General features: G+C 63.4%; 17 protein-coding genes. 12 read left to right on the forward strand and 5 right to left on the reverse strand.

All coding sequences use genetic code 11. From position 1 onward, the window contains the following. The first annotated feature begins 16 nt into the window (after positions 1-16). From rpoD to ASD80_RS18890, 8 genes are all read left to right on the forward strand, one after another. Positions 17-2,086: an RNA polymerase sigma factor RpoD gene (gene rpoD / locus ASD80_RS17825; protein ID WP_056236007.1), complete on the forward strand. Its 2,070-nt coding sequence runs from the start codon at positions 17-19 to the stop codon at positions 2,084-2,086. 20 nt (positions 2,087-2,106) lie between these two features. Next, the gene (locus tag ASD80_RS17830) at positions 2,107-2,307 is read left to right on the forward strand and encodes a type II toxin-antitoxin system HicB family antitoxin (protein WP_056236009.1); all 201 of its coding nucleotides are present in this window, start codon (positions 2,107-2,109) and stop codon (positions 2,305-2,307) included. Next, entirely contained in the window at positions 2,304-2,513 is a 210-nt protein-coding gene (locus ASD80_RS18655; protein ID WP_082555416.1) for a type II toxin-antitoxin system HicA family toxin, read from the forward strand. Before ASD80_RS17830 ends, ASD80_RS18655 begins: the two co-directional genes overlap by 4 nt. Continuing rightward, complete coding sequence (locus ASD80_RS17835) at positions 2,500-2,814, forward strand: DUF2442 domain-containing protein (RefSeq protein ID WP_056236011.1); 315 nt, start codon at positions 2,500-2,502, stop codon at positions 2,812-2,814. The genes ASD80_RS18655 and ASD80_RS17835 overlap by 14 nt, the downstream gene beginning before the upstream one ends. A gap of 11 nt (positions 2,815-2,825) precedes the next feature. Next, positions 2,826-3,116, forward strand: a complete 291-nt coding sequence (locus tag ASD80_RS17840) for an HlyU family transcriptional regulator (protein ID WP_056236014.1) — start codon at positions 2,826-2,828, stop codon at positions 3,114-3,116. An 81-nt stretch (positions 3,117-3,197) separates the two neighbouring features. Next, positions 3,198-3,419, forward strand: coding sequence for a hypothetical protein (locus ASD80_RS17845; protein WP_056236016.1), 222 nt, complete (start codon positions 3,198-3,200; stop codon positions 3,417-3,419). Between the two features lie 61 nt (positions 3,420-3,480). After that, complete coding sequence (locus ASD80_RS17850; RefSeq protein WP_056236019.1) at positions 3,481-4,257, forward strand: DUF4424 family protein; 777 nt, start codon at positions 3,481-3,483, stop codon at positions 4,255-4,257. Between the two features lie 42 nt (positions 4,258-4,299). Then, on the forward strand, positions 4,300-4,452 hold the full coding sequence (locus ASD80_RS18890; protein WP_156460542.1) for a hypothetical protein: 153 nt from the start codon (positions 4,300-4,302) through the stop codon (positions 4,450-4,452). 66 nt (positions 4,453-4,518) lie between these two features. Here ASD80_RS18890 and ASD80_RS17855 read toward each other — a convergent pair whose 3' ends face one another. The 4 genes from ASD80_RS17855 to ASD80_RS17870 all read right to left on the reverse strand — a co-directional run bounded on the left by ASD80_RS17855 (position 4,519) and on the right by ASD80_RS17870 (position 8,845). After that, on the reverse strand, positions 4,519-5,223 hold the full coding sequence (locus ASD80_RS17855) for a tellurite resistance TerB family protein (RefSeq protein ID WP_244489042.1): 705 nt from the start codon (positions 5,221-5,223) through the stop codon (positions 4,519-4,521). 164 nt (positions 5,224-5,387) lie between these two features. Continuing rightward, the gene (locus ASD80_RS18995; RefSeq protein ID WP_056236021.1) at positions 5,388-5,783 is read right to left on the reverse strand and encodes a hypothetical protein; all 396 of its coding nucleotides are present in this window, start codon (positions 5,781-5,783) and stop codon (positions 5,388-5,390) included. A 180-nt stretch (positions 5,784-5,963) separates the two neighbouring features. Next, positions 5,964-6,479, reverse strand: a complete 516-nt coding sequence (locus ASD80_RS17865; protein ID WP_056236024.1) for a TIGR00645 family protein — start codon at positions 6,477-6,479, stop codon at positions 5,964-5,966. Between the two features lie 116 nt (positions 6,480-6,595). Next, on the reverse strand, positions 6,596-8,845 hold the full coding sequence (locus tag ASD80_RS17870; RefSeq protein WP_082555419.1) for an OmpA family protein: 2,250 nt from the start codon (positions 8,843-8,845) through the stop codon (positions 6,596-6,598). 255 nt (positions 8,846-9,100) lie between these two features. Between ASD80_RS17870 and ASD80_RS17875 the strand changes: the two genes are divergently transcribed. Together ASD80_RS17875 and ASD80_RS17880 are read left to right on the forward strand one after the other, a co-directional pair. Further along, on the forward strand, positions 9,101-9,523 hold the full coding sequence (locus ASD80_RS17875) for a secondary thiamine-phosphate synthase enzyme YjbQ (protein WP_056236028.1): 423 nt from the start codon (positions 9,101-9,103) through the stop codon (positions 9,521-9,523). Beyond that, the gene (locus ASD80_RS17880) at positions 9,523-10,353 is read left to right on the forward strand and encodes a sulfite exporter TauE/SafE family protein (RefSeq protein ID WP_056236030.1); all 831 of its coding nucleotides are present in this window, start codon (positions 9,523-9,525) and stop codon (positions 10,351-10,353) included. The genes ASD80_RS17875 and ASD80_RS17880 overlap by 1 nt, the downstream gene beginning before the upstream one ends. Positions 10,354-10,600: 247 nt before the next feature. Here the strand turns inward: ASD80_RS17880 and ASD80_RS17885 are convergent, their stop codons facing one another. Then, on the reverse strand, positions 10,601-11,320 hold the full coding sequence (locus ASD80_RS17885) for an SIMPL domain-containing protein (RefSeq protein WP_056236033.1): 720 nt from the start codon (positions 11,318-11,320) through the stop codon (positions 10,601-10,603). A 182-nt stretch (positions 11,321-11,502) separates the two neighbouring features. Here ASD80_RS17885 and ASD80_RS17890 point away from each other — a divergent pair, with 182 nt between their 5' ends. Then, positions 11,503-12,654 carry a fumarylacetoacetate hydrolase family protein gene (locus ASD80_RS17890; protein ID WP_056236034.1) on the forward strand — a complete coding sequence of 384 codons (1,152 nt, stop codon included), beginning with the start codon at positions 11,503-11,505 and terminating at the stop codon, positions 12,652-12,654. A gap of 23 nt (positions 12,655-12,677) precedes the next feature. Further along, a complete protein-coding gene (locus ASD80_RS17895; protein ID WP_056236037.1) occupies positions 12,678-14,117 on the forward strand; it encodes an aldehyde dehydrogenase family protein in 1,440 nt (479 codons plus the stop codon). Positions 14,118-14,206 lie beyond the last annotated feature (89 nt).

The following is a 14,206-nucleotide window of genomic DNA, read 5'->3' on the forward strand; positions in this document are numbered from 1 at the left end:
TCCGACGGAGTACCAGATGGCCACCAAGGCAGCACCCAAGACCACCAAGGATACCGAGAAGCCGGAAACCGGCGCCCCCGAGGCGACGAATGATTCCCCGCTGCTCGACCTTTCCGACGCCGCGGTAAAAAAGCTCATCAAGGTCGCCAAGAAGCGTGGCTATGTGACCTATGAAGAGCTCAACGCGGTGATGCCGTCGGACGAAGTGTCGTCCGAGCAGATCGAAGATTTCATGTCGATGTTCTCGGACATGGGCATCAATGTCGTCGATGAAGACGAGGTCGAAGAGACCGAAGTCGAAAAGGACGAGGAAGACCAGGGCCAGGAAGTGGCCCAGACCAGCAGCACCGCGGTCTCGACCACGTCCAATACCAAGGCCGGGTCCGACCGTACCGACGATCCGGTGCGCATGTATCTGCGCGAAATGGGCTCGGTGGAACTGCTGAGCCGCGAGGGCGAAATCGCCATCGCCAAGCGTATCGAGGCCGGTCGCGAGACCATGATCGAGGGCCTCTGCGAATCGCCGCTGACTTTCCAGGCCATCATCATCTGGCGCGAACAGCTGGCGCAGGGCGAGATTCTGCTGCGCGACATTATCGACCTCGAAGCGACCTATGCCGGCCCCGACGCCAAGCAGGCCGCTCCGGCCCCGGACATGGTGAGCCTGAATGCGGCCCCCAAAATGGAAGCGGTTGTCGAGAAGCCGAAGGCTGCTCCCGCGCCGCGCCGCGCATCGGGCGACGAGGATGACGACTATGTTCCTGAAGAGCCGCAGGCTCCGCAGGATCCAGCGCCTGACGATGACGACGACGAATTCGAAAACGCCTTGTCGCTGTCGGCGATGGAAGCCGAGCTCAAGCCGCAGGTTGTGGAAACCTTTGATCGCATCGCCAATGCCTATGGGCAGATGCGCGAAATGCAGGATCGCCACGCCGAGGACCGTTCGGCTTCGGTGTCCGATGCCGATACCAAGAAGCTCGATGTGCTGCGTGGCGAAGTCATTGCCGACGTCAAGTCGCTGTCGCTCAATGCCAGTCGTATCGAAAGCCTGGTCGAGCAGCTCTATGACATCAACAAGCGCCTGGTGAAGCTGGAAGGGCGCCTGCTGCGCCTGGCCGAGAGCTACGGCGTCAAGCGCGAGAAGTTCCTCGAAAGCTACTATGGCCAGGAAGTGAACCCGGCCTGGGAAGCCGGGCTTGCCGATTTCGACGGCAAGGGCTGGGCGGAATTTGCCCGCCGCGAAGCCGATACCATCCGCGAAATCCGGGGTGACGTGGCGACGCTGGCCAGCGAAACCGGCCTCAACATCGCCGAGTACCGCCGCATCGTGCACAAGGTGCAGAAGGGCGAGCGCGAAGCCGCCATCGCCAAGAAGGAAATGGTCGAGGCCAATCTGCGCCTCGTGATTTCCATCGCCAAGAAATACACCAATCGCGGGTTGCAGTTCCTCGACCTGATCCAGGAAGGCAATATCGGCCTGATGAAGGCTGTCGATAAGTTCGAATATCGCCGTGGCTACAAATTCTCGACCTATGCGACCTGGTGGATTCGCCAGGCCATCACCCGCTCGATCGCCGATCAGGCCCGCACCATCCGCATTCCGGTGCACATGATCGAGACGATCAACAAGATCGTCCGCACCAGCCGGCAGATGCTGCACGAAATCGGCCGCGAGCCGACCCCCGAGGAACTCAGCGAGAAGCTGCAGATGCCTTTGGACAAGGTCCGCAAGGTGCTCAAGATCGCCAAGGAGCCGATCAGCCTCGAAACGCCGATCGGCGACGAGGAAGATTCCAACCTGGGCGATTTCATCCAGGACGTGAATGCGATCCAGCCGATCGATGCCGCGATCCAGTCCAATCTGCGCGAGACTACGACCCGCGTGCTGGCCTCGCTGACGCCGCGCGAGGAGCGCGTGCTGCGCATGCGCTTCGGCATCGGCATGAATACCGATCATACGCTCGAGGAAGTCGGCCAGCAGTTCTCGGTGACCCGCGAGCGCATCCGCCAGATCGAGGCCAAGGCCCTGCGCAAGCTCAAGCATCCGAGCCGGTCACGGAAGCTGCGGAGCTTCCTGGATAACTAGGAGCGGCAGAGGAGCGTGCGATGAAGATCAAGATCATTGTCCACGAAGCCGAGGAGGGCGGGTTCTGGGCAGAAGTGCCCGCCATTCCGGGTTGCGTCAGCCAGGGCGAAACGCTGGAAGAACTGGATGACAATATCCGCGAGGCCATCGTCGGTTGCCTTGCGGTCGATCCGGAAAGCATCGATGGCGGCTTTGAACGTGAGTTGGACATTGCCGTATGAGGTCGGTCTCCGGCCGCGAGTTTTCGCGCATGATCGAGCGTCGTGGCTGGACACTTCTACGGGTCAACGGTAGCCACCACATTTATGGGTTGCCGGGAAGTCCGGTCCGAATATCGTTGCCTATTCATGGCAACACACCACTCAAGGCGGGTTTGCTGCGGCATCTGGCCAAATTGGCGGACATCCCCGACGATGAGCTTAGATAGACGGCCCCGCCTCAAGCTTACCGCCATTCGCGCCGTCGTGCCGTTCAAGCTGGTGGTGACATTTTCCGATGGCTCGTCCGGCACGTTCGATGCCGCACCGATGATCGGGGAGCGGGGCGAGGGCACGGAACCGTTGCGGGATCGGCGGTTCTTTGGCACGGTCGAATTGAAGAACGGCGTGCCGACCTGGCCGAACCACTTCGACATCTCGCCGGGCTGGCTGCGCGAGGAAATGGAAAAACGCGGCGAACTGCAATTGCCGTTGCCGCTCCGCCGCCTGCGTGGATCGGGACAAAACTAGGAGATCGGGCCATGTCGTTCTGGAAGAATTTGTTCGGTGGTGGTTCGTCGGCCGCCGAGCCGGAAGGCGACAAGGCGTTGGGCGAGGAAAGCTACAAGGGCTTCCTCATCAAGGCCATCGAGATGAAGGCCGGCAGCGAGCTGCAACTGGCCGGCACGATCGAGAAGGATGTCGGTGGTGAGCTCAAGACCTACCGGTTCATTCGCGCCGACCGCATGAGTTCACGCGACGACCTTGTTGCCCTGGCACTTGCCAAGGGGCGGCAGATCATCGACGAGCAGGGCGACGGCATCTTCCGCTAGCCCTCCAACCCGATTTTGGCACTCGCCCGATCTCGCGGACCACGCGTCCTGCGGGCCGGGCTGCCGCACAGGAGAATACCCATGGCCAAGAAACCAACAGCACGCAGCGAATTCGTGATGTTCGACATAATCTACGAAGATGGCAGCCAACGCTCCAACCGCAAGGTGGATGCGAGCTTGCTCGGTGGCCTCGACGGCGACGAGCCCGCGAAGGCTGCCATCGAGGAACAGGACCGCGCCATTTCGGAAAAGTCCGGCCTGCCGCCGCTGGCAATCAAGACGATCAAGCGCAGCGGCAAGTAGAAGATAAGTTGCTTCCTATCGTCCTCCCGATCGGCAACAATGCCCAGGGGAGGACGGATCGATGCGGTCATTGCTTTATCTGCTGACGGCGCTGATCGGGCTGGCCGGCTGCATGCCGGCACTGGCCAATGGCGCCACGGCAAGCTTTCCCGCCGGCGGTGTGGAATTCAAGGACAACGCCGATATTTCAATCGCGCGAGAGGATTTGTGGCTTGGCCCGGGCGAGGTGCGGGTTCACTACCAGTTTCATTCGGACGCGAGCGAGACGCAGACCGTCACCATAGGCTTCCCGCTGCCGCGGGTGCGGAGCGCACCCGATTCACCCGACGCGGTGGGGCCGGTCGATGGCAGCGGCGGCGATGCCCGCAACTATCTCGGCTTCGGCGTTGCGGTGGATGATCGTCCGTTGATCCCCAAGCTGCATGAATATGCCTGGCTGGGCGAGCAAGACGTCACTGCCGCCGTGCTTGCAGCCGGACTGCCGCTGCTGCCGCAGGCGGGAAGCTGGGAAGCGCTGGTGGCCACGCTCGATGCGGCGACCATTGCCGAAATGGTTGCAGCGGGGCTCGTGCAGGAAGAGCAGGGCGGCTTTCTGGGGCCGCTGTGGGCCTATCAGGCGGTGTACGAATGGGAGCAGGACTTCGTTCCCGGCGAAACCTCGGTCGATATCCGCTATCGGCCACTGTTGGGCTGGCCGGCCGACTTCGGCAGTCGCTATGTGGAGGGGCCACTTGCTGAGACAGCGTGCGTCGGCGACGCGCTGCGGGCCCAACTCGATGCCCGCGGGGGCTACGAGGTGGCCCGGCTCGATTACGTCACCTCGACGGCCGGACACTAGCAGGGGCCGATCGGCCTGTTCAACCTGACCATCGAGGCGCGCGTGCCCGATATTTGGGGCACCTCCTACGAAGGTGTTCTTGTCGCGTCGTGCCCGGTGGCCGATGAGCAGATCGATGACCACGAATGGCGATTCAGCGCCAAGGATTATGTGCCTGAAGCAGACGTGCGGGTTTTCTTCTACTTCTTCGGCTAGACCGACACCTTGCCCGGTCTCGCTTGAGAAGACAGCCGCGCGCCGGGGCGCGCGGCACGCAATAGGTCAGACATTGCTGCCGGATGGTGTGTAGGCGAACGGGGCAGCGGGTGGCGCTGCAGGCTCGGGCACGCGTTCGCCGGCTGCCCTGTGGATTTCCGCCACCAGGGCGGGGGCAAGCTGGAGCTTGGAGGCAAGCGCATCGAGATAGGCGCGTTCCGAAGCTGTATCGGCGGTGATCGCCACCAGCGAGGCCGCGTAAATCTCGGTGGCATGCTCGGGCGTGTCAGCGCGCGCGACCACGGCATTGATGTCGAGCGGGCTCGACAGTTCGTCGAAGACCCAGGCCTTTTCCTCGGACGACAGGTTCATGGTTTCCAGCTTGGCGAAGATGGCTTCCTTCTCGTCGGCTTCGATGCGGCCATCGGCTTTGGCGGCGGCAATCATGGCGCGGACAAGCGACTTGCCCAGTTCCTCGTGGCCGCGGTTGTCGCCGGCGGCGGGAATGAAGGCATCCTGGGCCGGCGGCTGAGCGGGAGCGCCCTGCTGGTTCTTCTGGTAGTTCTGCCAGGCATTGTAGGCGAGGCCGCCCACGGCTGCGACGGCACCGAGTTTGACGGCATTGCCGGCAAGCTTGCCCAGGCCACCACCGCTCAGCAGCATGCCGGCGGCGAGGCCCGCGGCACCGGTCATGGCGGTGCGCTGGGCATTGGGGTCGGTCTGGAGGGCTTTGACGATCTGGTCGATATTGAACATGAGGGCTCCCTTCATTGGTGTTTCCGCACATGGGGACCGCGAGGCGTCGGCGCAAGGTGGCCGAGCAGGGCGTAATGACGCGCCGAAAAAGCAAGACCCCGGCGGGGCAGCCGGGGTCTCCTTTGATGTCATCAGAGGGAGGGCCGATGACATCCGGGAAGGTAGGTCAGATGCCGCTGTTAGACGGCAGGCTCGGCGGCCGGTTCAGCGGCCGGAGCAGCGTCGGTGGCCGGAGCCTCGACTGCAGGGGCTTCGGTAGCCGGAGCCGCGTCAGTCGCCGGAGCGGCCGGAGCCTCGGTCATCGGGGCGGCGTCAGTTGCCGGAGCCGCGGGGGCTTCCGTCATGGGAGCCGGAGCCAGTGCCGGATCGGCCGGGGCCTCGGTCGTCATGGGGGCGCCGTTCACGTCGACCGTGGTCGATGGGCCCGAATTGGCGGAGAACACCAGGTAGCCGATGGCCAGGAGGGCCAGGGCGACGATGATGCCGACGAACCAGCCGGTACCGCTGCTTTCGCGGGTATAGACGGTCCGGTTGCCGTCGTTGGTATAAACGGTATCGCGTTCAGGGATAGCCATGAGTTCGCTCCTTTGTTTCACCGTATGGCAAAGAAACGCAGGCTTTTTGTTTTCGTTCCCGAAAGCGTGATCACGCTATGCGCGGTTTGTCGCGGCTAAAATAGCGCTTTTGATTCAATGGATTGCGGGTTGGATTTGGCCCGCCAGACGGGTTTTGGCCAAGCGTTGCGGCAAAAAATTTCAGATGTCGGGCCCTTTTGCCTTGCCCGGTTTCTTCGAAATCCGGTCGATCAGGGCCAGGAACAGCGCCGACACGATGAAGGTCAAGTGCAGGATCGTGTACCACATGATCTGGTTGTCGGTGTATTGCGGCACGTTGAGGAAGATCTGCAGCAGGTGGATCGAGGAAATGGCTACGATGGTCGACGCCACCTTGATCTTGAGCGAGCCGGCATCGATCTGGCCGAGCCAATGAACATCGTCCTCGTTGTCGAAGCGTGAGACGAAGTTCTCGTAGCCCGAGATGATGACCATAACCACGAGGCTGGCGATGAGCGCCGCGTCGATCAGGCCCAAAACCTTGAGGATGGTCTCTGTCTCGTTCATGCCCATCATGTGGCTGGCAAAGTCCCAAAGCTTGGCCGCGAACGTAATCGCGTAGAGCGCCAGCGCCAGGCCCAGCCCGATATAGAAGATCACCAGCAGCCAGCGGGACGCCAGGATGACGCTCTCGACGAAGATTTCCAGCCGCTTCATGGGATGCTCCAGCACTCGGTGCTGCTGAAATAGCGATTTCTGCGCATCTGGCAAGCGGCGCCGGGCAAAGAAAAGGCCGGGCGCTGGGCCCGGCCTTTCGAACTTGCTGTCGGCAACTATCGGGTGCTGGCGACGGTGATCAGCGGCGTGATGCGGCGGATGGTGACGCGACGGTTTTCGCGCTCGGCCGCATCGGTGCGGATCTTGAGGTAACGTTCGCCATAACCCTGGGTGGCCAGGTTTTCCGGCGGCACGCCGTAGAAGTCGGTCAGGATGCGGGCCACGGTGGCGGCGCGCAGGTCCGACAGGCCGAGATTGGAGATTTCCGAACCCACGGCATCGGTGTGGCCCTCGATGAGGAAGGTCTCGCCGGGATTAGTCGCCAGCAGAGTCAGCATGGCGTTTGCCGTGGCCGAGAGTGCGCCGACCTGGTCGCGGCCGATGGTGGCCGCACCGGTGTCGAAGGTCAGCCCACCGACTTCAAGCCGGCGCACGCTATCGCGAATACGGGCGGAACGCTTGACCTCGTCGATCGAATAGAGGCGCGCGACCTGCTCCACCGGCGGCTGGGCGAAGAAGTCCACCAGTTCGTCCTCGTCGGCGTTGCGGGCATCCAGCACATATTGATCGACCGGGATGTCCAGGCGGAGCGGGGGCAGATCCTGGCCCGGATCGCGCCACTCGACCAACTCGTCATAGTAGCGGTCGTCGAAGTAGGCGAGCACGTATTCCTGCCCGTCGGGCGTAAAGCGCGAGCGACGGAGGACATCGCCATTGCGGTTGCGCACGGTGACGATCTTGCTGCCATCGGGACGGGTGATGACCTCGCGTACGCGGCCATTGCTCAGGTTCTCGTAGTAGATTTCGTCTTCCTGCGGATTGTAGAAGCGGTCCGTATCCTGGCCAATGGCGTTCACTACGAGCTGCGTGCCGACCTGCAGGATGACCTGGGTGATGAGGTCGCCCGTGCCAGTCGATGCCACAGGAGCCTGTTCCACCACCGTCACGTTGTTCTGCTGGCCGATATTGGTCTGCGTGTTGTTGGTGACGTCACCGTTGATCGTCGTGTTGGTGCTGTTGTCGATATTGGTGATGTTGTTGACGTAGTTGTTGACCACCGTCTGGGTCACGGTCGTATTTTCAGTGGCCGTGACTTCGGTTCCTTCTTCCGCGGCAACGGAAGCGAGTGGCTCAGCGGCCAATTGCTGGATCGACTCGGATTGCGCCGCAGCGTCGTTTTCGGGAAGCGTTTCGACGGTCACGACTTCAGCCTCGACGGCTGGCGCCGCCGGTTCGCCGGCGGCAGGCTCGACAGCAGGGCTTTCCTTGCCCGAGTCGGTCAGCGGGGCGGCGTCGCCTTCAGCACCTTCAGGAACGGGTTCGGTCGGCGCGACCGCCGGATCGGTCGGTGCGACCGCAGGATCGACCGGAGCCTCCGTGGCCGGCTGGTCGCCCGCAGGCTGTTCAGCGGCCGGCGGCTCGATAGCGGGCTGTTCGGCAGGCACCGGCAGGTTGGGCACAGCCGGGAGTTCCAAGCCATATTGGGCCAGGCACGCATTGATGTCGGCGAAGCCGGCTTCGGTGCAGAGCGCGGCAATCTGGCCCTGGGCATCGGCCATCTGCGCCTGGGCCGCAGCGGCGTCACCGCCAGCCATCAGATCGGCAACGGCAGCGTTATAGAGGTCGATCTGGGCCTGTAGGTCGGCGGAAATGTCAACAGTCGCAGCCGGTGCGGCGGCGGGTTCTTCGACCGGCGCTTCTTCGACCGCCGGAGCGGGCTCTTCTGCCACAGGCGCAGGCTGTTCAGCCACAGGCGCAGGCTGTTCAGCCACCGGAGCGGGCTGTTCAGCCACCGGAGCGGGCTGTTCGGCCGGCTGCTCGGGAGCAGGGGCAGGCTCTGCCGCCGGAGCCGGTTCAGGCTCGGGCGCAGGAGCAGGAGCAGGAGCAGGAGCAGGCTCAGGCTCAGGCTCTGGCGCAGGCTCAGGGGCCGGGGCAGGCTCTGCCGCGACTTCCGGTTCGGGTATGACTTCGGCGGGCGCAGCCTCTGGGGGCGCTGCCTCGACAACGGGTTCTTCGGCAGGTGCCGCTTCAGGCGCCGGGGCGGGTTCGGCCGCCGCCGCTGGCTCTGCGGCGGGCGCATTGATGGCAGCGATACATTCATCGATGCTGGCATAGCCAGCCACGATGCAGAGTTCGGTCAGGCTGGCCTGTGCGGCTTCGAGCGCGGCGGCGTCGCCGGACGCCTGGGCGGCTGCATAGGCCTGGTAGGCAGCGACGAGATCGCCGTCCTGTGCGCGCACGGTCAGCGGCAGCAAGGCCATGAGACCGATGCTGGTGCCGGTCAGGAGCCAATTTCTAAGGCGCATTGTTCTTTTCCTTTATGTCGGTTGACACTTGAGCCAAGCATCGTGAGGCCAGTCTGAACGCAAACTGAATGGATATTCGATCAGTTTGGGCGATGCTTTCTCCCCGCAAAGCCCCGAACGCCTGGGGTCAGCGATGGTTCCCGCCGCGAGCCGACGGAGCGTGACCAATCGAACGTGGCGCCAATGCGGCAGAATGGACGGATGGGGCAGCGATGCGCTTGGCCGGGAGGCCGGGAACATGGTAGGCCGGAGGCCATGCAGCAGGCGGTCGACACGCTTACCATTCCGACGCAGGGACAGGGCCTCTATGAGTTCACCCGTGCCGCGCGGCAGTTCGTGACCACGGCCGATATCGAGACCGGGCTGTTGACGGCCTATGTGCGCCATACATCCTGCTCGCTGCTGATCCAGGAAAACGCCGACGCCGACGTCAGGACCGACCTCGATGGCTTCTTCGCGCGACTGGTGCCGGAAGGCATGGATTGGCTGGTCCACACCACCGAGGGGCCGGACGACATGCCGGCCCATATCAAGGCGGCGCTGACGCAGACGTCCATCGGCATTCCAGTGGTCGAGGGCGAGCCGGTCTTCGGCACCTGGCAGGGTATTTATCTGTTCGAGCATCGCCGTCGACCGCACCGGCGCGACGTGGTGCTGTATCTGATTGGAGAACGTTGATGGATTGGGCGACGCTGGCGGGCTATTGGCCGTTCGTGCTGGGGCTGATGGTGACGGGCGTGGTTTCGGGCGTGGCCGCCGGTCTGCTCGGCATTGGCGGCGGCGCCATCATCGTGCCGGCGCTCAGCAATGCGCTGCTGCTGCTCGGCTATGATGCCGACGTGGTGCAGCATGTGGCGGTGGGAACCTCGCTGGCCATCATCATTCCCACCGGGATCATGAGCGCGCGGGCGCATTACAAGCGGGGAGCGCTGGATCTCAAGGTATTGCGGCTATGGACGCCGTTCATCGTGGCCGGCACCTTCATCGGCGGGCTGATGGCGGGGCTGTTTTCCGGCGACGTGCTGCGCATCGTCTTTGCGGTGATGGCCTTCGTGATCGCGGCCAACATCATCTTCGCGTTCCAGACCCGACTGATGGGGCATCTCAAGGGCTCGGCTCCGACGCATCGGGCTTCTGCCTTCGTGGTGGGCTATATCTCATCGCTGATGGGAATTGGCGGCGGATCGCTGACCGTACCGACGCTGGTGGCGTTCGGGGCGACGATGCACGCGGCCGTGGGCACCTCGGCGGCCATCGGCGTGGCGATCGCGGTATCGGGAACGCTGGGCTTCATCATTTCGGGCTGGAGCGCAGCGGGCCTGCCGCCGCTCAGCCTGGGCTATATCAACCTGGTGGCACTGGTGCTGGTGGCCGTGCTGGCCGCGGTGTTCGCCCCGGTCGGCGCGGCATTGGCGCACCGGCTGGACCAGAAGACGCTGAAATATGTGTTCGCGGCTTTCCTGGTGGTGGTGGGGCTCAACATGCTGTGGAAGGTGCTGGCGGGGTGATCGTGCCACGCCCTCGTGGTTCGAGGCTCGCAAAGCTCGCACCTCACCATGAGGGCTACTGGAACATTGCACCAAGAGTAGCCTTCATGGTGAGGTGCGCTTCTTCAGCGCCTCGAACCACCGGGGCAAAAACAAAGCCCCCGCTTACGCGAGGGCTTTGCCGGATCAGGTTGGTGGGGACGGGTGACTACGGTATTTCCGATCGTCCCCACCGCCCAAGCCCCCTCGAAAGGGGTATGGGAATTGATTACTTGGCGTCGGTCTCCAGTTCCCACTGGACGTTGACGTTGATGGCAAAGGCCAACTCGCCCGCCTCTACCGGCACCGGAGCGCTGGCTGCCATGTCTGCCCTGGCGTACATGGGGTAGGGCTGGGGATTGTTGAAGCCCTGCGTTTCGGAAATCGACACGATTTCGTCGAGCGAGCCGCCGGCGGCGGTGGCGTAGAGCTCAGCCTTGGCGCGGGCGTCGGCAAAGGCGGCCTTGCGGGCCTCGTTGTAAAGCTCGGACGGGTCGGCCACCGAGAAGCTGACGCCATTGACGGTGTTGGCGCCTACCGTCACCGATTTGTCGAGGATGACGCCCAGCTTATCGAGCTGGCGGACGGTGACGGTCACCGTATTGCTGACCTGGTATCCGTTGATCCTGGGCGGCAGCGAATAGCCGTTGGCGTCGCGCTCGTCGGTATAGACATAGTTCGGGTTTACCGAGAAGCCGGAGGTCTGGATGTCGCGGGCCTCGATGCCGTCGGCCTTCAGCTCAGCGATCAGTTCGGCCATGGCGGTCGTATTGGCGTCGAGCGCTTCGCGGGCCGTGGCGCCCTGCGTGGTGACGCCGGAATTGATCTGCGCCATATCGGGCGCCGCCATGACTTCGCCGTGCCCCTCGATGGTGACGGTGCCGGCATAGGCGGGCAGCGTGAGACCGGCGATCAGGACGAAGGGAACGAGGGCAGCAAGGTGACGCATGGGACACTCCATAAGGTATCGAGGGGACTACTCCCCATCCATTGCGTCAGTATTGCGGCGTAGCTGAACCGGAGTTGAACGGAGCTGTGGACATCGGTTCATCGACAAAAGTATGATTTTCTGCGGTTGCACGCCGGGGCCGCGGTGGGGTACTGACTGCACTAATATTTCAGGGGCACCACATGGGCGACAAGCACTATCCCGACGGCACTTTGCTGGGGCGCGCCCGGGTTCCGGGACAGGCTCATCCTCGTATCGTTACGGTGCGTAACGATGAGATTGTCGATATCACTGCCAAGGGCTTCGCCACGGTGCGTGATATCGCCGAGAGCGGGCGCGCGGCTGAACATGTGCGGAATGCCCCCGGACCATCGCTGGGCAGCGCCGATGCAATCCTGGCCAACTCCGTGGCCGGGGCGGGCAATGCCGATCTGCCGAGCCTGCTTTCTCCGATCGATCTGCAGGCCATAAAGGCTTCGGGCGTGACTTTCGTCGTTTCGCTGCTGGAAAGAGTAATCGAAGAACAGGCCCGCGGGGATAAGTTTCGCGCCGATTCGCTGCGCGGGGAAATTCTCGAGCTGATCGGGACTGATTTGAGTGCGCTGGTGCCGGGGTCGGAAACGGCCATGAAGGTCAAGGCGGCGCTGATCGCCAAGGGCGTGTGGAGCCAGTATCTGGAAGTGGGCATCGGGCCCGATGCCGAAATTTTCACCAAGGGCCAGCCGATGAGTTCGGTGGGCTATGGCGCCGAAGTGGGGCTGCATCCGGTGTCGAGCTGGAACAATCCCGAGCCAGAAGTGGCGCTGCTGGTGACCAGCAAGGGCGACATCATCGGTGCGACGCTGGGCAATGACGTGAACCTGCGCGACGTGGAAGGCCGCTCGGCGCTGCTGCTGGGCAAGGCCAAGGACAATAACGCCTCGGCCTCGCTGGGGCCGTTCATCCGCCTGTTCGATGGCGATTTCTCGCTGGATAGCGTCAAGCAGTCGGAACTGGCGCTGCTGGTCGAGGGCCAAGACGGCTTCATGCTGGAAGGCCATTCCTCGATGAGCCAAATCTCGCGCACGCCGGAATCGCTGGTGGCGGCGACGATCGGCGGGCATCACCAATATCCCGATGGGCTGGTGCTGTATCTGGGCACCATGTTCGCGCCGGTGAAGGACCGCGACGGCGAAGGCAAGGGCTTTACCCACAAGCTCGGCGATGTGGTCTCGATATCGACATCCGAACTTGGCACCCTGTCCAACAGGGTAAATCTCTCCACCAAATGTCCGCCCTGGACCTATGGCGCCAGCCACCTGCTGCGCGACCTGGCCAGGGCCGCTCTTTTATAGACCCATCCGAAAGGCATTCCAAAATGGCTGAACTGCACAAGAACCTCATCAACGGGGAATGGGTGGGCTCGGACGGCGTGGAGAATATCAACCCGTCCAACACATCAGAAGTGGTGGGCGTCTATGCCCGCGCCACGGCAGAGGAAACCAAGCAGGCCATTGCGGCAGCCAAGGCGGCATTCCCGGCCTGGTCGCGCTCGGGCATCCTGGAGCGCCATGCCATTCTCTCCAAGACCAGCCAGGAAATCCTGGCGCGCAAGGCTGAACTGGGCGAGCTGCTGAGCCGCGAAGAGGGCAAGACGCTGCCCGAGGGCATTGGCGAAGTGACGCGCGCGGCACAAATCTTCGACTTCTTCGCCGGCGAAGTGTTGCGGCTGGCGGGTGAAGTGCTGCCGAGCGTGCGGCCGGGCGTGGGCGTTGAAATCACCCGCGAGCCGATCGGGGTGATCGGCATCATCACGCCGTGGAATTTCCCCATCGCCATCCCGACCTGGAAGATCGCGCCGGCTCTGGCCTATGGCAATACGGTGGTGATCAAGCCGGCCGACCTGGTGCCGGGCTCGACCTGGGCCATCGTCGATATCCTGGTGCGGGCCGGCCTGCCCAAGGGCGTGCTGAACCTGGTGATGGGCCGCGGTTCGGTGGTCGGCCAGACCATGCTGGAGAGCAAGGACGTCAACGCCATCAGCTTCACCGGCTCGGTGGGCACGGGCAAGAAGGTGGCGGCGGCTTCGATCGAGGTGGGCCGCAAGTTCCAGCTCGAAATGGGCGGCAAGAACCCAACCGTGGTGCTCGACGATGCCGACCTCAAGGTGGCGGTGGAAAGCGTGGCGCAGTCCGCTTTCTTCTCGACCGGGCAGCGCTGCACGGCTTCGTCGCGTGTCATCGTGACCGAGGGCATCCACGACAAGTTCGTCGAGGCTTTGGCCGAGCGGACCCGCAACCTGCGCGTGGGCGATGCACTGGCCAAGGACACCGAGATCGGGCCGGTGGTGGACCCCAGCCAGCTCAAGCAGGACACCGACTATATCGCCATCGGCAAGGCGGAAGGCGCCAAGCTGGCGGCGGGTGGCGAGCTGGTGAAGGCCGGTACGGAGGGCTATTTCCTGCAGCCGACGCTGTTTACCGAGGCGACCAATTCGATGCGGATCAGCCGCGAGGAAATCTTCGGGCCGGTGGCATCGGTCATCCGAGTCAAGGATTATGACGAGGCGCTGGCGACGGCGAACGACACCGAATTCGGCCTGTCGGCCGGCATTGTCACCACCTCGCTGAAATATGCGACGCATTTCAAGCGCAATGCCGAAGCCGGCATGGTGATGGTCAATGTGCCGACGGCGGGGGTGGATTTCCACGTGCCCTTCGGGGGCCGCAAGGGCTCGAGCTACGGCCCGCGCGAGCAGGGCAAGTATGCGGCCGAGTTCTTTACCGTGGTGAAGACGGCTTATACGGCAGCGGGCTGAGGGAGTGGGGGAAGGGGGCATCATCGGTGGTCCCGATACCCCCTCCCGGCTCTGCTACGGCCCTTGGGCCTGGCAACGCTGTGCTCCCC

It is taken from the genome of Devosia sp. Root635, from assembly GCF_001427605.1.
Classification (GTDB): Bacteria; Pseudomonadota; Alphaproteobacteria; order Rhizobiales; family Devosiaceae; genus Devosia.

Coding starts and splice junctions, on each gene's coding strand:
- ASD80_RS17865 (WP_056236024.1), bottom strand. CDS start 6,479: ATGAAGCGGCTGGAAATCTTCGTCGAGAGCGTCATCCTGGCGTCCCGC.
- ASD80_RS18995 (WP_056236021.1), bottom strand. CDS start 5,783: ATGGCTATCCCTGAACGCGATACCGTTTATACCAACGACGGCAACCGG.
- ASD80_RS17830 (WP_056236009.1), top strand. CDS start 2,107: ATGAAGATCAAGATCATTGTCCACGAAGCCGAGGAGGGCGGGTTCTGG.
- ASD80_RS17850 (WP_056236019.1), top strand. CDS start 3,481: ATGCGGTCATTGCTTTATCTGCTGACGGCGCTGATCGGGCTGGCCGGC.
- ASD80_RS17875 (WP_056236028.1), top strand. CDS start 9,101: ATGCAGCAGGCGGTCGACACGCTTACCATTCCGACGCAGGGACAGGGC.
- ASD80_RS17855 (WP_244489042.1), bottom strand. CDS start 5,223: ATGAAGGGAGCCCTCATGTTCAATATCGACCAGATCGTCAAAGCCCTC.
- ASD80_RS17840 (WP_056236014.1), top strand. CDS start 2,826: ATGTCGTTCTGGAAGAATTTGTTCGGTGGTGGTTCGTCGGCCGCCGAG.
- rpoD (WP_056236007.1), top strand. CDS start 17: ATGGCCACCAAGGCAGCACCCAAGACCACCAAGGATACCGAGAAGCCG.
- ASD80_RS17885 (WP_056236033.1), bottom strand. CDS start 11,320: ATGCGTCACCTTGCTGCCCTCGTTCCCTTCGTCCTGATCGCCGGTCTC.
- ASD80_RS17870 (WP_082555419.1), bottom strand. CDS start 8,845: ATGCGCCTTAGAAATTGGCTCCTGACCGGCACCAGCATCGGTCTCATG.
- ASD80_RS18655 (WP_082555416.1), top strand. CDS start 2,304: ATGAGGTCGGTCTCCGGCCGCGAGTTTTCGCGCATGATCGAGCGTCGT.
- ASD80_RS17880 (WP_056236030.1), top strand. CDS start 9,523: ATGGATTGGGCGACGCTGGCGGGCTATTGGCCGTTCGTGCTGGGGCTG.
- ASD80_RS17835 (WP_056236011.1), top strand. CDS start 2,500: ATGAGCTTAGATAGACGGCCCCGCCTCAAGCTTACCGCCATTCGCGCC.
- ASD80_RS17845 (WP_056236016.1), top strand. CDS start 3,198: ATGGCCAAGAAACCAACAGCACGCAGCGAATTCGTGATGTTCGACATA.
- ASD80_RS17890 (WP_056236034.1), top strand. CDS start 11,503: ATGGGCGACAAGCACTATCCCGACGGCACTTTGCTGGGGCGCGCCCGG.
- ASD80_RS17895 (WP_056236037.1), top strand. CDS start 12,678: ATGGCTGAACTGCACAAGAACCTCATCAACGGGGAATGGGTGGGCTCG.